We start from the raw sequence: 15,369 nt of genomic DNA on the forward strand, positions 1-15,369 counted from the left end.
TCTGTTTGGTCCTGCGTGGGAATACACATGATGTAAATCAGTGTGTTGCCGCCGCAGGAGGCCTGAAGTGATCCAAGTGGTTGGGCGCTGAAGCTGGACATTACATCNATACACATGATGTAAATCAGTGTGTTGCCGCCGCAGGAGGCCTGAAGTGATCCAAGTGGTTGGGCGCTGAAGCTGGACATTACATCCATGCCGCAAACTTTTATACTTTCTTTACTCACAAAAAAAGACAACGAGTTACTCGTTATCTTTTGTCAATCTCCCTATTTTCATGAGCCTCATTAACAACTTGTTCAATACTACCGTTCCATTTTAGTTCCGCAGGATCATTTGGAGATGGTTTTTCGAGATGTAGTAAAAATTCGATATTGCCTTCCCCTCCTCTAATCGGTGAGGAAGTACAATCCAAAATGTGAAATCCTGTTTCAAGTGTAAATGAGATGATTGAATCCAATACAGATTGATGGACCTTATAATCACGTACAATTCCCTTTTTCCCTACTTCTTCCTTCCCAGCTTCAAATTGTGGTTTTACGAGTGCCACAACTTGACCCTCAGAGAGCAGTATCTCTTTTAATACAGGGAGAATTAATCGTAAACTTATAAATGAAACATCAATCGTAGCAATGTTTGGTAATCCATATTGGAAATCAGCTGGATTACTATAGCGAAAGTTAGTCCGTTCCATCACATGTACCCGATCATCATTACGTAATTTCCATGCCAGCTGATTGTAACCAACATCAAGTGCATAGACCTGACTGGCACCATTTTGGAGTGCGCAGTCAGTAAATCCCCCCGTGGATGCTCCAATATCTAGCATGATTTTATCTGTTACTTCAAATTGAAAAATGTTTAAAGCTTTTTCAAGCTTCAAGCCTCCTCGACCTACATATGGAATCGGATTACCTTTTAGTTCGATAGGTATATCCACATTTACTTTTTGTCCAGGCTTGTCTAAACGTTCCTGGTCAGAATAAACAAGTCCTGCCATGATGGAGCGCTTTGCTTTTTCTCTCGTTTCAATTAAACCTCGCTCCATAAGGAGAACATCGAGCCGTTCTTTCTTTTTCATTCAAAATGCCCTCTGTCTCTGTTTTGGTACCATCGACTTTACACGCTCGACAATGCCCTCAGGCGTCAAATCTATTTCTTCAAGTAACTTGGAAACACTTCCATGTTCAATAAAGCGGTCAGGTATACCCATACGGTCAATTATTGCATTATGAATCCCAATATCATGAACGAATTCTAAAACCGCACTCCCGAATCCGCCTTGTAGGATGCCTTCCTCTATCGTTAGCATTGGGACACGGCTCGTTACAAGTTCTGTTACCATGCCATGATCAATCGGTTTAATCGACCGTGCATTAATTACCTTGGCTGATATCCCTATCGCATTAAGATGCTCAGCAGCTTGTTGAGCAACTGGAATCATTGTACCGACCGCCAATAATGCAACGTCCTTACCTTCTCGTAATACTTCCCACTTACCAATCTCAACCTTGTGTAATTCTTTATCCATTGGAACACCTAGACCAGTTCCTCGGGGATACCGAACGGCAATCGGTCCATCATTATATTGTAAGGCTGTATACATCATATGCTGTAATTCATTCTCATCCTTTGGATTTAACACAACCATATTTGGCAAGTGACGGAGGAACGAAATATCAAATACACCTTGATGTGTTTCACCATCAGAGCCTACTAATCCCGCACGGTCTACTGCAAAGACCACATTTAAATTTTGTCTACATACATCATGGACCAATTGATCATAAGCTCTTTGCAAAAAGGTAGAATAGATTGAGAGAACTGGTTTCATATCCTGAGTAGCAAGACCTGCCGCCATTGTCGTGGCATGCTGTTCAGCAATTCCGACATCAAATAATCGATCCGGAAACTCCTCGCCAAAGGCTTCGAGCTTAGAACCAACAGTCATGGCAGGCGTGAGTACAACCACACGCTCATCCTTTCGTGCAATCGTACGCAATGTTTCACTAACGACTTTACTATAACTTGGTCCCGCTACAGTTGGTTTGATAAAGTCCCCTGATTCAATTTTATAGGGTCCCGGACCGTGCCATGTACCAATCGCATCTGTTTCAGCAGGTGTGTATCCTTTTCCTTTTTGAGTGAGCACATGTACAAGAACAGGCCCTTTTGTTTTCTTTGCATATCGAATATTCTCGGTTAAATCTTCAATACTATGACCATCAACAGGACCTAAATAAGTAAACCCTAATTCTTCAAAAAAGATTCCGGAAACGAGCAAGTATTTCAAACAATCCTTTAACCGCTCTGCTGTAGATGCAAGCCTTCCGCCTGCTGGAACTTTCTTTATTAGTGATTCGAATTCTTCTTTTACCTTTTTATATTTCCCAGCAGTACGCAATCGCCCTAATACATTGTGCAACGCACCTACGTTAGGGGCAATTGACATTTCATTATCGTTTAAGATCACAATCAGATCTTTCTGTTCATGACCGATATGATTTAGTGCTTCTAGTGCCATTCCACCTGTTAACGCACCATCACCGATAATCGCCACAACGCTTTCGTTTGTACCTTTTAAATCACGAGCAGTGGCCATTCCCATTGCTGCGGAAAGCGAAGTAGAGCTATGCCCAGTCTCCCACACGTCATGATCACTCTCTGATCGCTTCGGGAAACCACATAAACCTTGATACTGTTTGAGTGTATCAAATTGGGCAGCTCGTCCTGTTAAAATTTTGTGGACGTAAGCCTGATGTCCTACATCCCAAATGAATTTATCTTTTGGACTTTCAAATAACCGGTGTAATACTAAGGTTAACTCAACAACACCAAGGTTTGGCCCTAGGTGTCCACCGGTTTTTGATATCGTTTCGATTAAAAATGCACGTATGCTTGTAGCTAACTCCTCAAGTTTATCTGTATCGTACATTTGTAAAAATTTTGGGTCTTTGATTGATTCCAAATCCATGGAATATCCTCACTTTCCTTTCGTATTCCGTCTCAGCTTATTTCCGGCAGGCTGTGAGATTAATTGCTTTAGTTTTAATCTTTCCCCAAAGAAATAGATTACTCGTCCAACCTGAAAAATAATGGAAGTAGAGAAATGAATGGCAAATGATTTCCCAAAAGCCTTTCCCCCTACTGTGAGCGCAGCAACTACGCTGGTGAATACGATTGATACAATATATTCGTAAGCGGTTGTGTCAGCACCACCAAATGCATCCGTTAATTGAACAATAACCACTGCTGATGCTGTACCGCTGATTATACCAGATATGTCACCAATGACATCATTGCAAAAGCTCGCTACTCGATCCGCATTTCTACAAATTGTAATAGCTTGACGTGAACCTTTCACTTTCTCAGACGCCATGGCATGAAAAGGAACTTCATCTGATGCAGTTGCAGCCACTCCTATAATATCAAAAACAACCCCCATTAGCACAATCATAAACACAATCATCATCCCGATTGCCCAATTGACACCCTCTAAAGCAAGAGTTGAAACAACTGAAAAAATAGCCGCTAACACTAGTGTGATAACGGCGATCCCTGTACTCCATTTTAGCGATTTATGAAAAATTTTGTTCATGTAATCTCCCTATTTATATATAAATACGTGTTCAAAAAGTAAACGAATCAGAATAACGAAGAAATTCGCAGGTTACCAACGAGCGGTACTTGCATGAACGCTACGAGTTGTACCGAGGAAGCTTACATCAAAGCATACACTTGTAGACGCAGGTACATGGGCTCTTGGATACTTTTTGAACATCCTTATGTATTGTGGAGTGGCCATTCAAAGAGTAAACACTACGGCTTAGGTCCAGTAGGTTTTCCCAGAGAGGTACCAGAGCGTTGCCACACTGGAGGTTTCCCTTTAATCCTCCCTTGACGTTGTCACCAATCGTCAGACTAGATTACCACTTAGTCCGCACTATAATCCCCTTTGAATGTCACTTTTGGAACAGTCTAGGAGTTTTCCTCTACAGCCTTTACCATTTCCTAGCCCCTTTTGCAAAGCTGATTTCATATGGTACAGAACTGAAATCACCGGCGGCCAACCAGTGCAGGTTCCTCATCCATAATCCCCTCAAACTTCACTCAAGGCAGGCTACGCTGTTTACCGATAATTTCTAGCGAGCGAAAAAACCAGCAAAACAGGTTTATAACCTCAGTTCGCAATAAGGTATTAGCACACAAATCGCAAAGTTAAGGTCCTCCGCGGCAAAAGGGTCAACGCCCACATGCCCTTGTGGATCGCCCTTCAGCCTTAACTCCCAATGTAGACCCAAAGCTGGGCGCCTCGAGCCTATACAAGGAACTTCATCGATGTGCCCTTTGGCGGATTTTTAGGCCCGCCCTCAGAAATGGGAGACTGACTAGAATACTGCACCACTCCCCATATGTATTTAATATATCATAAATCCGGTATTTTCTCAATGATTTCTAGTGATCCCGACTCACCATATAGTCAGTAAACTTCTCTAGCCAGGAATGATCAATATTTGCCTTATAAAGATATTCCTTGGCTTGAGCAACCTCTTGTACTAGCTTCTCTTTTGCTCCTTCTAACGTTAAAAGCTGAGGGTAGGTACTCTTTTTATTCTCCAAATCGCTGCCGATTGGCTTCCCAATAACTGATTCGTCCCCTTCAACATCAAGAATATCATCCTGAATCTGAAAAGCGAGACCGAGATGGTGAGCGAATTGTGTTAGTTGCGCAATTTGTTCTTTCGATCCTCCAGCTATTTTCGCACCAGCAACTATTGAATACCCAAGTAATGCTCCAGTTTTATGACGGTGAATATGCTCCAAGTCGTTTAGAGCGATCGTTTTCCCTTCCGCTTCAATATCTGCTGCCTGACCATCTACCATTCCCTCTGGACCTGCAGCTACTGCAAGTTTACCTATGAGCTCAACAATTAGGTCACTAGTTACGGCACTTGATTGAGCAATCGTTTGAAAGGCTAAGGTTAATAAGGCATCTCCAGCTAGAATTGCCATCGCTTCCCCATATACTTTATGATTCGTCAAATTCCCTCGGCGGAAATCATCATTATCCATTGCAGGAAGGTCATCATGAATAAGGGAGTACGTATGGACCATTTCGATTGCACAGCCCACATCTATACTTTGTGTACTGTCCTTCCCAAAGGCTTCGATTGTCATTAAAAATAAAATAGGGCGGAGCCGTTTGCCGCCAGCGAGAATCGAATACAACATCGCTTCTTTTAAGTCTGTCCGTGTCTCTAGACTCTCGACTTTCGCTGGTAGTGCTTCATCAATTTCCTGTTTACTGTTTTGTAAAATTTCCAAGAAGTTATCCGTATTCAACCTAAATCGTCCTCCTGTAGAGTGAAGGGCTCAGTACCACCATCTTCATTTAAAAGTTCGTCCATTTGTTTTTCAACCTTTTGTAACTTATCGTTGCATTGTTTAGAGAGTTTCATACCTTCTTGAAAAAGGCGGATCGATTCCTCAAGAGGTACATCCCCTTCTTCGAGTTTGTTAACAATTACCTCAAGCTCTTCCATGGATTCCTCAAATGTTTGTACTTTTTTCTTATCCATTACGTATCACTCTCCTCTATTCCCCATATCTGACAGTCTAGCTTCCCATCCTTCAGCCTTACAGTAACCTGATCACCAGGCTGCACATGATCAATACTTTTAATAAGTGATTGGTCTTTCCTATAAGCAAGACTGTACCCTCTCTCCATAACCTTTAGCGGGCTTAATGCATTTAGTTTACCTATTTGGTGATTGAACTGCGACTGATTTCTTTCAAGTGTTTTATGCATTTCCTTCCGCAATAGCCTAGTAAGGCCATTAAATGTGGAGCTTGCCTGTTTATGCTTTTCGGCAGGATGGTTTCGTATTAAACTTTTTTCCACATTACGAATTCGTTCGTTCTTGAGTTGCATGCTTCGATTGCTTTCCCGATGTAATCGTTCCACCAATCGGTCAAGTTCCTGCTCTTTTTGTTTGACAAGTTGTGTTGGATATTTAAAGGCATACGATCTTTGCAGTCGATTTAACTCACTTCTATACCCGGATACAACTTCTGTAATAGAATGCGTAAGACGTAACTGTCGTTGCCGAATCCTTTCATGTAATTCTTCAATATGAGGAACAGCAAGCTCAGCTGCAGCAGTTGGTGTAGCCGCTCGCATATCCGCAACAAAATCAGCAATTGTGAAGTCCGTCTCATGCCCCACAGCTGAGATGATTGGAATTTCTGATTGAAAAATACTTCTCGCAACCAGTTCCTCATTAAATGCCCATAATTCTTCGATCGAGCCTCCACCACGACCAACAATTAATACATCCCATTCGGAACGTTGGTTAGCAAGCTCGATTGCTCTAGATATACTTGGTGCTGCATGGGACCCTTGAACAAGTACAGGGATAACCGTTACCTTTGCAATCGGAAACCGACGTTTGATCGTTGTCAACACATCACGGATAGCAGCTCCCGTAGGTGATGTAATGACCCCAATTCTTTCAGGTAAAGAGGGAAGCGAACGTTTCCGATCTTCTGCAAAAAGCCCTTCTCTGCTCAGCTTATCCTTAAGTTCTTCGTATGCAAGAAACAAATTTCCAATTCCATCTGGCTGCATTTCTTTTGCATACAACTGATACTGTCCATAGGGTTCATAAACAGAAACCTCTCCACGAATCAGTACCTTCATGCCTTCTTCTGGCCGGAATTTTAAAAATCGGTTATTCCCAGCAAACATTACTGCTTGAATCCGACTTTTCTCGTCCTTTACTGTAAAATAGATATGACCTCGGCTGTGGAATTTCACATTGGAAAGTTCTCCGCGGATCCATACATCTTGTAGATTTCCATCCTCTTCAAATTTACGCTTTATATATCGGGTTAAAGCTGTAATACTAATATATCGATCACTTGACATTAATTAACACCTTCAGCTTGATGGCTCCATTTCGCAGAAAGAATTGTGTTGTGAAGAAGCATAGTGATTGTCATCGGTCCTACACCTTTTGGAACTGGCGTGATATAAGAAGCGATCTCCATAGCCTCTTCGAACTTGACATCACCTGTTAACTTCCCATCCTCTTTACGATTTACTCCAACATCGATAACGATCGCACCAGGTTTGATAAACTCTTTTCCAATAAAATCAGCTCTTCCAACCGCAACAACGAGTATATCTGCTTGGGTGGTCATTTCTTTCATGTTCGTAGTGCGGGAATGGCAATATGTAACCGTTGCATTTTCGTTAAGAAAGAGCTGTCCGACTGGTTTTCCTACGATATTACTTCGTCCAATAATTACAACATGCTTTCCACCAATCTCAATGCCCTTTGCTTTCACCATTTCGATGATTCCAAAAGGAGTGCATGGTAAAAAAGCACGCTGTCCAGTCATCATTCTCCCAATGTTTATCGGGTGAAATCCATCTACATCCTTATCAGGTGAAATCGCTTCAATGACCGCTTTCTCAGAAATATGATTTGGTAATGGGAGTTGTACGAGTATTCCATGGCATGAATCATCATTATTTAATTGATCGATTAACCCTAGTAAGTCGGATTCAGGGGTTTCTTCAGGCAGTTCAATTAGCTTGCCATCAATCCCGACCTTCTCACATGCCTTTTGCTTCCCTCGTACATATGATTGAGATGCAGGGTCTTCACCAAGAATAATCACGACTAAACCTGGCACGATGCCTTGTTTTGACAACTGTTCAACTTCCATTTTCATCTGTTCTCTTTTCGTGTTCGCGATTTCATGTCCTTTAATTAGTTCAGCAACCATATTTGCGCCCTCCATTATTGAAATGATTTGCTTATTTTGGATAATACAGCATTTACAAAGCGTCCTGATTCATCACCACCAAATGTTTTGGCGAGATCTATAGCTTCATTAAAAGTGACATTAATCGGTATTTCTTCTATGAACAACATTTCAAAAACAGCAAGCCTAAGAACGGATCGGTCTACGTTTCCAATTCGATCAAAGCTCCAACGTTCGAGATGTTGTTTAATCGTTTCATCAATCTCATCCAGATGATCTGTTGTTCCTTCAACAAGCTGAACAAGAAAGTCATCTTTACCTTCATCTTCATTCAAAACGTGGCTGATCGCGTCTTCCCGGTTAACTTCGCTTACATCTATTTGAAATAAAGATTGAATTGCCTTTTCCCTTGCTTGCCTTCTTTTCATATCGTTTCTTCCTTTCAAATTCTTCTCTACAGTATGATAGCATATTAAGGTGGAAAAGCGGAAGCGCCCTGTTCAGGTGTGACAAGCGCTGGAGACTTTTGATCAAACCTCAACAAAAAAGGAGTCAGAAACCTCCTGTCCGGAGACTCTGACCCTTTCTGCAACTTATTTAAAATTCGTCGGCTTCCTCAATTTGATCAAGTTTACCTTCAAATTGAACACCTACTACATGTACATCGATCCGATTAGGTTCGAGAGCTGTCATAGTATGCAAGGTTTGGCGGATGTTTACCTGAATCTTTTCGGCTGTATCTGGTATAGAAACACCAAAACTCATCGTCACATATACATCAATGTTAATGCCGTCTTCAGATAGTTCTACCTTCACACCTTTTCCTAACGTCTTTTTGCCAAGCCTTTCGACAACACCAGAAGCAAAGTTCCCACGCATTGCAGATACACCTTCAACCTCAGTTGCAGCAATACTGGAGATTACTTCAATAACTTCTGGGGAAATTTCAACCTTACCTAAATTTGCATCTTTTTCTTCCATTTCAAACGATTGAAATTCACTCATTACTAACACCTCCACTTACGTAGATTTTGATGTTAAATCGTGTTTTTCTAAAAACTTTGTATTAAATTCACCACTCACAAACTGCTCATGCTCCAAAAGCCGAAGGTGGAATGGAATGGTTGTGTCAACACCGTCGATCACAAACTCACTAAGTGCCCGCTTCATCCTGCGGATAGCCTCATCACGAGTATTCCCATAAGTAATTACCTTAGCGATCATCGAATCATAATAAGGCGGTATAAAGTATCCTGGATAGGCGGCAGAATCGACTCGAACTCCAAGTCCACCTGGAGGGAGATACATATCAATTCTTCCTGGTGACGGCATGAAATTTTTATCAGGATTTTCAGCATTAATTCTACACTCTATCGACCAACCATTAAACTCTATATCCTCCTGAGTAAAGGAAAGACGTTCTCCACTAGCTACTCGAATTTGTTCCTTAATTAAATCGATTCCCGTTACCATTTCTGTTACAGGATGTTCTACCTGAATCCGGGTATTCATTTCCATAAAATAAAAGTCACCAGTGTGATCAAATATAAACTCAACTGTTCCTGCACCTGAATAATTTACGGCTTCAGCTGCTCGTACTGCTGCAGTGCCCATTTCATTTCTCTTTTCAGGGTCAATGGCAGGAGAAGGCGTTTCTTCGAGAAGTTTTTGAAGTCTCCGTTGAATCGAACAATCTCGTTCACCTAAGTGAATGACATTTCCGAAATTGTCACCTAGTACTTGGATTTCAACATGTCTGAAATCCTCGATGTATTTTTCAATATATACACCTGGGTTCCCAAAAGCGGTTGCCGCTTCCTGCTGAGTAATATTAATCCCTTTAATGAGCTCCTGTTCGGTTCTTGCTACTCGTATTCCTTTACCACCACCGCCAGCAGTTGCCTTGATAATAACAGGATAACCCATTTCCTCTGCAAGCTCAGTAGCTTCTTCCTTAGATTTAATTATACCCTCCGAACCGGGTACAATCGGGACGCCAGCCTCTTTCATCGTTGACCTAGCAACATCCTTCGTTCCCATCCTGTTGATTGCTTCTGGGCTTGGCCCGACGAATGTAATATTACATTCAGCACAAATTTCCGCAAAATCAGCGTTTTCTGCTAGAAACCCATACCCTGGGTGAATCGCATCCACTCCGGTCAACGTTGCAACACTCATAATGTTCGTAAAGTTTAAATAACTGTCTTTCGAGGCAATCGGTCCGATGCAATAGGCTTCATCTGCCATACGAACATGTAGGGATTCCTTGTCGCCTTCTGAATAAACAGCAACTGTTTCAATCCCTAACTCTTTGCACGCACGGATAATCCGGACGGCAATCTCTCCTCGGTTTGCTATCAGTACTTTTTTTATCATATTATCACCCTACTGTTTCTTCACAAGGAATAAAGGTTGTCCATACTCTACAAGCTGCCCGTTTTCTACAAGAATTTCGACAATTTCTCCATTTACTTCTGCCTCAATCTCATTAAACAGCTTCATCGCCTCGATAATACATACAATCGAATCATTGGAAACTTTATCTCCTGTGCTAATATATTGAGGATCCTCTGGTGACGGTGATGAATAGAACGTACCAACCATTGGAGATTCAATCTTATGTAAGGACTCGTCAGTTACTTCTTCAACTGGTTTGGGTTCTGACTCTGTCTTCTGCTCCACTGGTTGTGGCACAGGCTGGGGTATGCTTACTTCCTCACCACTTTTTTGTGGGGCTATTTGAGCTACAGGTGCTGCTCCAGCTTTCTTCAAAGTAACCTTTGCACCTTCACCTTCATATTCGAATTCATTAATTGAGGATTGATCGATTAACTTGATCAATTCACGAATTTCTTGAATCTTGAGCATCTTGTCCACTCCTTCAATCTGACTGCTGTTTTGTTTGTTGTTATTATAGCATATATCGTCCTAAAATCACTTAATACCTTCCTATGCAAGCAGGTGCTAAGTTCGTTTTTATCATATCATAAACTAAAAAAAGCACAAGCGTTCTCTAGGTAGACCACGAAATTTGCTGAAAGATCACCGAGAAGGATGTCGTTGCGGAAGACTGAAAATGACCCGAGGGGCTGACATTACACCTATGCAAAGGCGATCGATTACGATACATCGTTTGCCTGACTAGAAGCTGCAATCTCATTTAGAAAATCAGATCCATAAAGTTCTAACTTTCGCTGCCCCACGCCCTTGACCTGCAACAATGCTTCTTCAGAAGCCGGTAATTGCGCACACATTTCACGTAACGTTGCGTCAGAAAAGATGACAAAAGGAGGCACTTTCTCAGCTTCAGCAAGATTTTTACGCAACATTCTTAACCGATCAAACAACTCGCCTCCGACAAACAGTTGCTCCGCTTGTATTTGTTCCTTTTTCAATACATCTTGTTTACCCAGGATCACTTCTGCAGCCTTCTTTGTCAAAGTTAATACCGGGTATGAGCCATTCGTAGGTGACAAATACTCTTCGGCTGTTAAAAAGTCGATCAATTCGATGACATGCTTTTGAGTTTGATCTTTCATAATTCCATAAGTGGAGATTTGGTCAAACCGAAATTGTTTGACTTTACTATCTGATGAACCCGTTAATACTTTCGCGATAACTGTTTTCCCAAAGCGCTCTTTCATCCGTTTAATGCATGAAAAAACCATTTGAGCTTCACGGGTTATATCAACGGACTGTCGGTCATCTGTACAATTACTGCAGCGGCCACACCCATCTGCCTGCTCTCCAAAATATTTCAAAATGTATTGTTGCAAACAGGACTCTGTATGACAGTAACCAACCATTTGCTGCAATTTTTCATACTCATACGTTTTTCGTTCCGGGTCCATATCAGATTCTTCAATAAAAAATTTCGGTAGACGGACATCTTGAGGAGCGTACATCAAAACACATTCACTATCTACACCGTCCCGCCCTGCGCGTCCAGCCTCTTGATAATAAGCTTCAATGTTCTTTGGTAAATGGTAATGAACCACATAACGGACATTCGATTTATTAATTCCCATACCAAATGCAGATGTCGCCACCATTATCGTAACATCATCATAAAGAAATTGTTCTTGATTAAGGTCGCGTTCATCTTCAGACATTCCAGCATGATATTTTCCGACAGGGAGTCCAATCTTTTGTAATCGAGTGAAGATACGTTCGACTTCTTTTCTTGTAGCTGCATAAATAATACCCGATTGTGATTCATTTCTCTTTATGTATGCTTCTAGGAAAGTATCACGGTTTTGACCCTTAATGACGCGAAATGAAAGATTACTGCGTCCGAACCCTGTAGTCACAACACTCTCTTCATCAATTTGTAACATTTCACAAATATCATCCGCTACCTCTGGAGTGGCGGTTGCTGTTAAGGCGATAATGACTGGTCTATTCTCGAGTCGCGTGATCATCTGTTGAATTGAAAGATAACTTGGCCTGAAGTCATGACCCCATTGGGAAATACAATGGGCTTCATCGATAGCAATTAGCGAGATCGGTAACCTATGTAGCAACTGAGAAAAGGAAGGGGACTCCAATCGTTCGGGTGCTACATATATGAGCTTGTATTGACCATTTGCCGCACCTTTCAAACGCTCCCGTACTTCTCCAGTTGAAAGAGAGCTATTAATGAATGTCGCGGACACACCCTCTTGATTAAGTGCATCTACCTGATCTTTCATTAGAGAGATCAGTGGAGATACGACTAGCGTTACACCTGAAAAAATCATTGCAGGTATCTGATAACATAAGGATTTCCCCCCACCTGTAGGCATAATACCAACTGTATCTTTCTTTTGCAGTATACGTTCAAGAATTTCATCCTGTCCCTCACGAAACGAATTATATCCGAATGTATCCTTTAGAATTGTTTGTGCATGGTGAAGCATTTAATTTCTCCTTCTTAAAACATGATAAACACTTATGAAAAGTATATCATTTAGATCCTTTGTTAAACAGAAAAGTAACGTTAAAATAGAATAAATAAAAACCACCCGTGATAACGGGTGGTTTTCTCTGCGGCTGAAAGCCTTTGTTACTGACCAAACCCTAAAGGGCTACTGAATGGTTCGCCAGGTGCACTACTTTTTCTGGCCAGACCTCAAAGGCCACCTGCTCACTTTCGTTTTTTCTTTTTCTTTACTTCTTCACCTGTAAAAGGATCGATGTATTCCATCATACTTATTTGTTCTGCGACTACATCATCTTGTATCTGATTACGTATATATTCTTCGATTGCCTTCTTGTTCTTCCCACTGTATCTACATAATATCCTGTACACCAAAATTTTCGGTTTCCATAACTGTACTTCAAATTGGCGTGACGATCAAATATCATCAAACTACTTTTTCCTTTTAAATACCCTACAAATGCGGATACACTTAATTTAAGTGGAATGCTTACTAACATGGATATGATCTTTACATGCTGTGGCTTCGATTATTTCCACTCCTTTTCTTTCACATAGTGCCCGGAGTATTTCCCCAATGTCCTTTTTGATTTTCCCATAAATAACTTGTCTTCTGTATTTCGGTGCAAACACGATGTGATACTTACAATTCCAGGTTGTGTGTGCTAAACTATTAGTGTCTTTAGACATCTAAGACTCCTCCGTATGCTTTTATTTTGGTTGGCGAACCAAAAATAGTTTAGCATATCAGAGGAGTTTTTTTAATACAACGCTGAAAGCTTTTTTGAACCCTAGGCCAAGCCTAGGGTTTTCTTTTTCATAAAAAAACGGGGACTCAAAGGAGTCACCCGTTTATTTTGCTGCTTGGTATGATACGGCGACTTGCTTATCACCTAGTTGTTTTTGGGCTTTTCTCATAATTTCATTCGCTTCTTTCTTAGATAGCTCCTCATCGACTTTAACGATGATTTGAACTTCTTCTTCCATAGTATTAACTAAGACATCTTCATAACCCATTCCTTTTACCAGGGTCTCAACTGTATCTTCTTTCATTGCCAGCTCTTGTAATGCTGTCAATTGGTCAAGTGCTTGTGACTGAACTTCCGCTGCAACCGATGTTGAAGCGAGTACCTCATTATACTTCTCAGCCATTTTTGCTCTTTTATCTTGAATCTCTAAGCGCAGAGCCGTGAACATTTCATCGCTGTCCACTTGTTGAACGGTAGTATCACCTGATGTTTCTTTCGCTTTATCCTTTGAAGCCTTTTCCTCCTGCTCAAACGCCAGGTCTGTCGGTGATTGTTCTGGAGAAGTGATGTAATAAACGGACAAGACAATAATTAAGCTTAACATTGTTAAAAGCCAAACGGTTTGCTTTTTCAATAACATTGTTATTCCCCCTTGTACTTTTTCGGCATTACACTTACTCTGTGACTCGGAACATCAAATACGCGAGTTACAACATCAATAATCCATTGTTTCACTTGTAAATTTTCTGCTCCACCTGCGAGAACAGCAACCCCTCTCACCTCAGGCATTTCAGTGGTTACGATAATCGGATGCTCCCCCTCCCCGTCTTGAATAATGACAACTTTCTCCTCAGATTGGTTTGAAGTTGATTTCCTTTCCCCTCCATGCTGATCTGTCTCGTCTGTCGTGGAGCTTTGACGATTGACATCTTTTTCATAAATCTTTTTCACGGTGGAGTCCAGAGTTACAACGACTGTTGAATCCTTCACTCCTACCATTTCATCCAAAAGCTCTTTCAATTGATTCTCGTAATGATCTTCCATTGCTCTAACAGAAGATGGGTCCCCTGACTTTTTGAAAGAGAAAGTGGATTCAGCCTTCTTGTCCTTCTTATCCATGCTAGTTACGGGTGAAGTATCTGGGGTATCAAAAAGATTCTGAACGAGCATCATCGCTACTCCAAGTCCCAGAACGATTAATATGTACTGGGATTTCTTACTCTTTTTCGGAGCATCCTTCGGCGGGTTCAGCATCGACTTTAGCCAATCATATTTCTTCTTTTCAGACATCCAGCATTACGAACCCCCTTCCTCTTTTACTACAATGTCATCGATAGGAACTTCCCACTCTTCGGATAGAAATTGCTTGATTTCTCTAAAATCTGTATCGTTCTTCACTTCAGTAGTTTGTTCTTGTGTGTTAATGGTAACTTCCTCGACCGCTTCGATTTCAGTATCTTTGTCATTTGCGTCTGCAAGAGTGACATAGACGATCCATTGCTTCGGTTGTTTCGTTTTAGAGTCTTTTTGAGATTGTTCCTGCACCTCCACATCCTTTACCCTTTTCTCAAAAGTTTCTTCTAGTTTTTTGCTGTCGACCTTCTTTTTTAATAGGACAGCCACTTGATTTAATTTATATGCATCTTGTGAGGCTTGTATTTCACTTTTCTTCTTTTCTATTGAATTTTTCATTTTTTCATTTTCTATAGAGTTGCTCCCAGCTTGTAAAGACGCCAGTTCATCTGTAAAATCAACAGACATTAATTGAATGAGTGGATTTAAAATAGCCATGATCAGTAAGAGGCCGATAACCACCTTTATATACTTTTGGAAAGCTGAAGAAGGGAGGAGTAACTCTAGAACCGTTGCAAGTAATATAATGAGAATAATGTTTGTGATCCATTCGTAAATAAACGACACACAAATCCC

Annotated in this window: 15 protein-coding genes and 1 pseudogene; all 16 read right to left on the reverse strand. The window is 41.1% G+C overall.

The window, feature by feature from the left end:
* Positions 1-250: 250 nt before the first annotated feature.
* Complete coding sequence (locus tag NON16_RS06795; protein ID WP_257348013.1) at positions 251-1,081, reverse strand: TlyA family RNA methyltransferase; 831 nt, start codon at positions 1,079-1,081, stop codon at positions 251-253.
* Positions 1,082-2,974: a 1-deoxy-D-xylulose-5-phosphate synthase gene (gene dxs, locus NON16_RS06800; RefSeq protein WP_257348014.1), complete on the reverse strand. Its 1,893-nt coding sequence runs from the start codon at positions 2,972-2,974 to the stop codon at positions 1,082-1,084. It abuts the gene before it with no gap.
* Between the two features lie 9 nt (positions 2,975-2,983).
* Positions 2,984-3,598: a hypothetical protein gene (locus tag NON16_RS06805; protein WP_257348015.1), complete on the reverse strand. Its 615-nt coding sequence runs from the start codon at positions 3,596-3,598 to the stop codon at positions 2,984-2,986.
* Between the two features lie 857 nt (positions 3,599-4,455).
* Complete coding sequence (locus NON16_RS06810) at positions 4,456-5,343, reverse strand: polyprenyl synthetase family protein (RefSeq protein ID WP_257348017.1); 888 nt, start codon at positions 5,341-5,343, stop codon at positions 4,456-4,458.
* Positions 5,340-5,579, reverse strand: a complete 240-nt coding sequence (gene xseB / locus NON16_RS06815; RefSeq protein WP_257348018.1) for an exodeoxyribonuclease VII small subunit — start codon at positions 5,577-5,579, stop codon at positions 5,340-5,342. Before xseB ends, NON16_RS06810 begins: the two co-directional genes overlap by 4 nt.
* Complete coding sequence (gene xseA / locus NON16_RS06820) at positions 5,579-6,928, reverse strand: exodeoxyribonuclease VII large subunit (protein ID WP_257348019.1); 1,350 nt, start codon at positions 6,926-6,928, stop codon at positions 5,579-5,581. Before xseA ends, xseB begins: the two co-directional genes overlap by 1 nt.
* Positions 6,928-7,794, reverse strand: coding sequence for a bifunctional methylenetetrahydrofolate dehydrogenase/methenyltetrahydrofolate cyclohydrolase FolD (folD, locus tag NON16_RS06825; protein ID WP_257348020.1), 867 nt, complete (start codon positions 7,792-7,794; stop codon positions 6,928-6,930). Before folD ends, xseA begins: the two co-directional genes overlap by 1 nt.
* A 14-nt stretch (positions 7,795-7,808) precedes the next feature.
* Positions 7,809-8,201 (reverse strand): transcription antitermination factor NusB, encoded by a 393-nt coding sequence (gene nusB, locus NON16_RS06830; protein ID WP_257348022.1) that lies wholly within the window; start codon positions 8,199-8,201, stop codon positions 7,809-7,811.
* A gap of 169 nt (positions 8,202-8,370) precedes the next feature.
* Positions 8,371-8,778 (reverse strand): Asp23/Gls24 family envelope stress response protein, encoded by a 408-nt coding sequence (locus tag NON16_RS06835; RefSeq protein ID WP_257348023.1) that lies wholly within the window; start codon positions 8,776-8,778, stop codon positions 8,371-8,373.
* Positions 8,779-8,793: 15 nt separating this feature from the next.
* Positions 8,794-10,149, reverse strand: a complete 1,356-nt coding sequence (accC, locus tag NON16_RS06840; RefSeq protein WP_257348024.1) for an acetyl-CoA carboxylase biotin carboxylase subunit — start codon at positions 10,147-10,149, stop codon at positions 8,794-8,796.
* A gap of 9 nt (positions 10,150-10,158) precedes the next feature.
* On the reverse strand, positions 10,159-10,641 hold the full coding sequence (accB, locus tag NON16_RS06845) for an acetyl-CoA carboxylase biotin carboxyl carrier protein (protein ID WP_257348025.1): 483 nt from the start codon (positions 10,639-10,641) through the stop codon (positions 10,159-10,161).
* Positions 10,642-10,892: 251 nt separating this feature from the next.
* Entirely contained in the window at positions 10,893-12,671 is a 1,779-nt protein-coding gene (gene recQ, locus NON16_RS06850) for a DNA helicase RecQ (RefSeq protein WP_257348026.1), read from the reverse strand.
* A 227-nt stretch (positions 12,672-12,898) separates the two neighbouring features.
* Positions 12,899-13,381 (reverse strand): annotated as a pseudogene (gene tnpA, locus NON16_RS06855) (IS200/IS605 family transposase).
* A 162-nt stretch (positions 13,382-13,543) separates the two neighbouring features.
* A complete protein-coding gene (locus tag NON16_RS06860; RefSeq protein WP_257348027.1) occupies positions 13,544-14,080 on the reverse strand; it encodes a SpoIIIAH-like family protein in 537 nt (178 codons plus the stop codon).
* A gap of 2 nt (positions 14,081-14,082) precedes the next feature.
* Positions 14,083-14,730, reverse strand: coding sequence for a stage III sporulation protein AG (gene spoIIIAG, locus NON16_RS06865; RefSeq protein WP_257348028.1), 648 nt, complete (start codon positions 14,728-14,730; stop codon positions 14,083-14,085).
* Between the two features lie 6 nt (positions 14,731-14,736).
* Positions 14,737-15,360: a stage III sporulation protein AF gene (gene spoIIIAF / locus NON16_RS06870; RefSeq protein ID WP_257348030.1), complete on the reverse strand. Its 624-nt coding sequence runs from the start codon at positions 15,358-15,360 to the stop codon at positions 14,737-14,739.
* Between the last annotated feature and the right edge of the window lie 9 nt (positions 15,361-15,369).

Origin of the sequence: Pseudalkalibacillus decolorationis (assembly GCF_024609785.1) — a bacterium.
GTDB classification, from domain to species: domain Bacteria; phylum Bacillota; class Bacilli; order Bacillales; family Fictibacillaceae; genus Pseudalkalibacillus; species Pseudalkalibacillus decolorationis.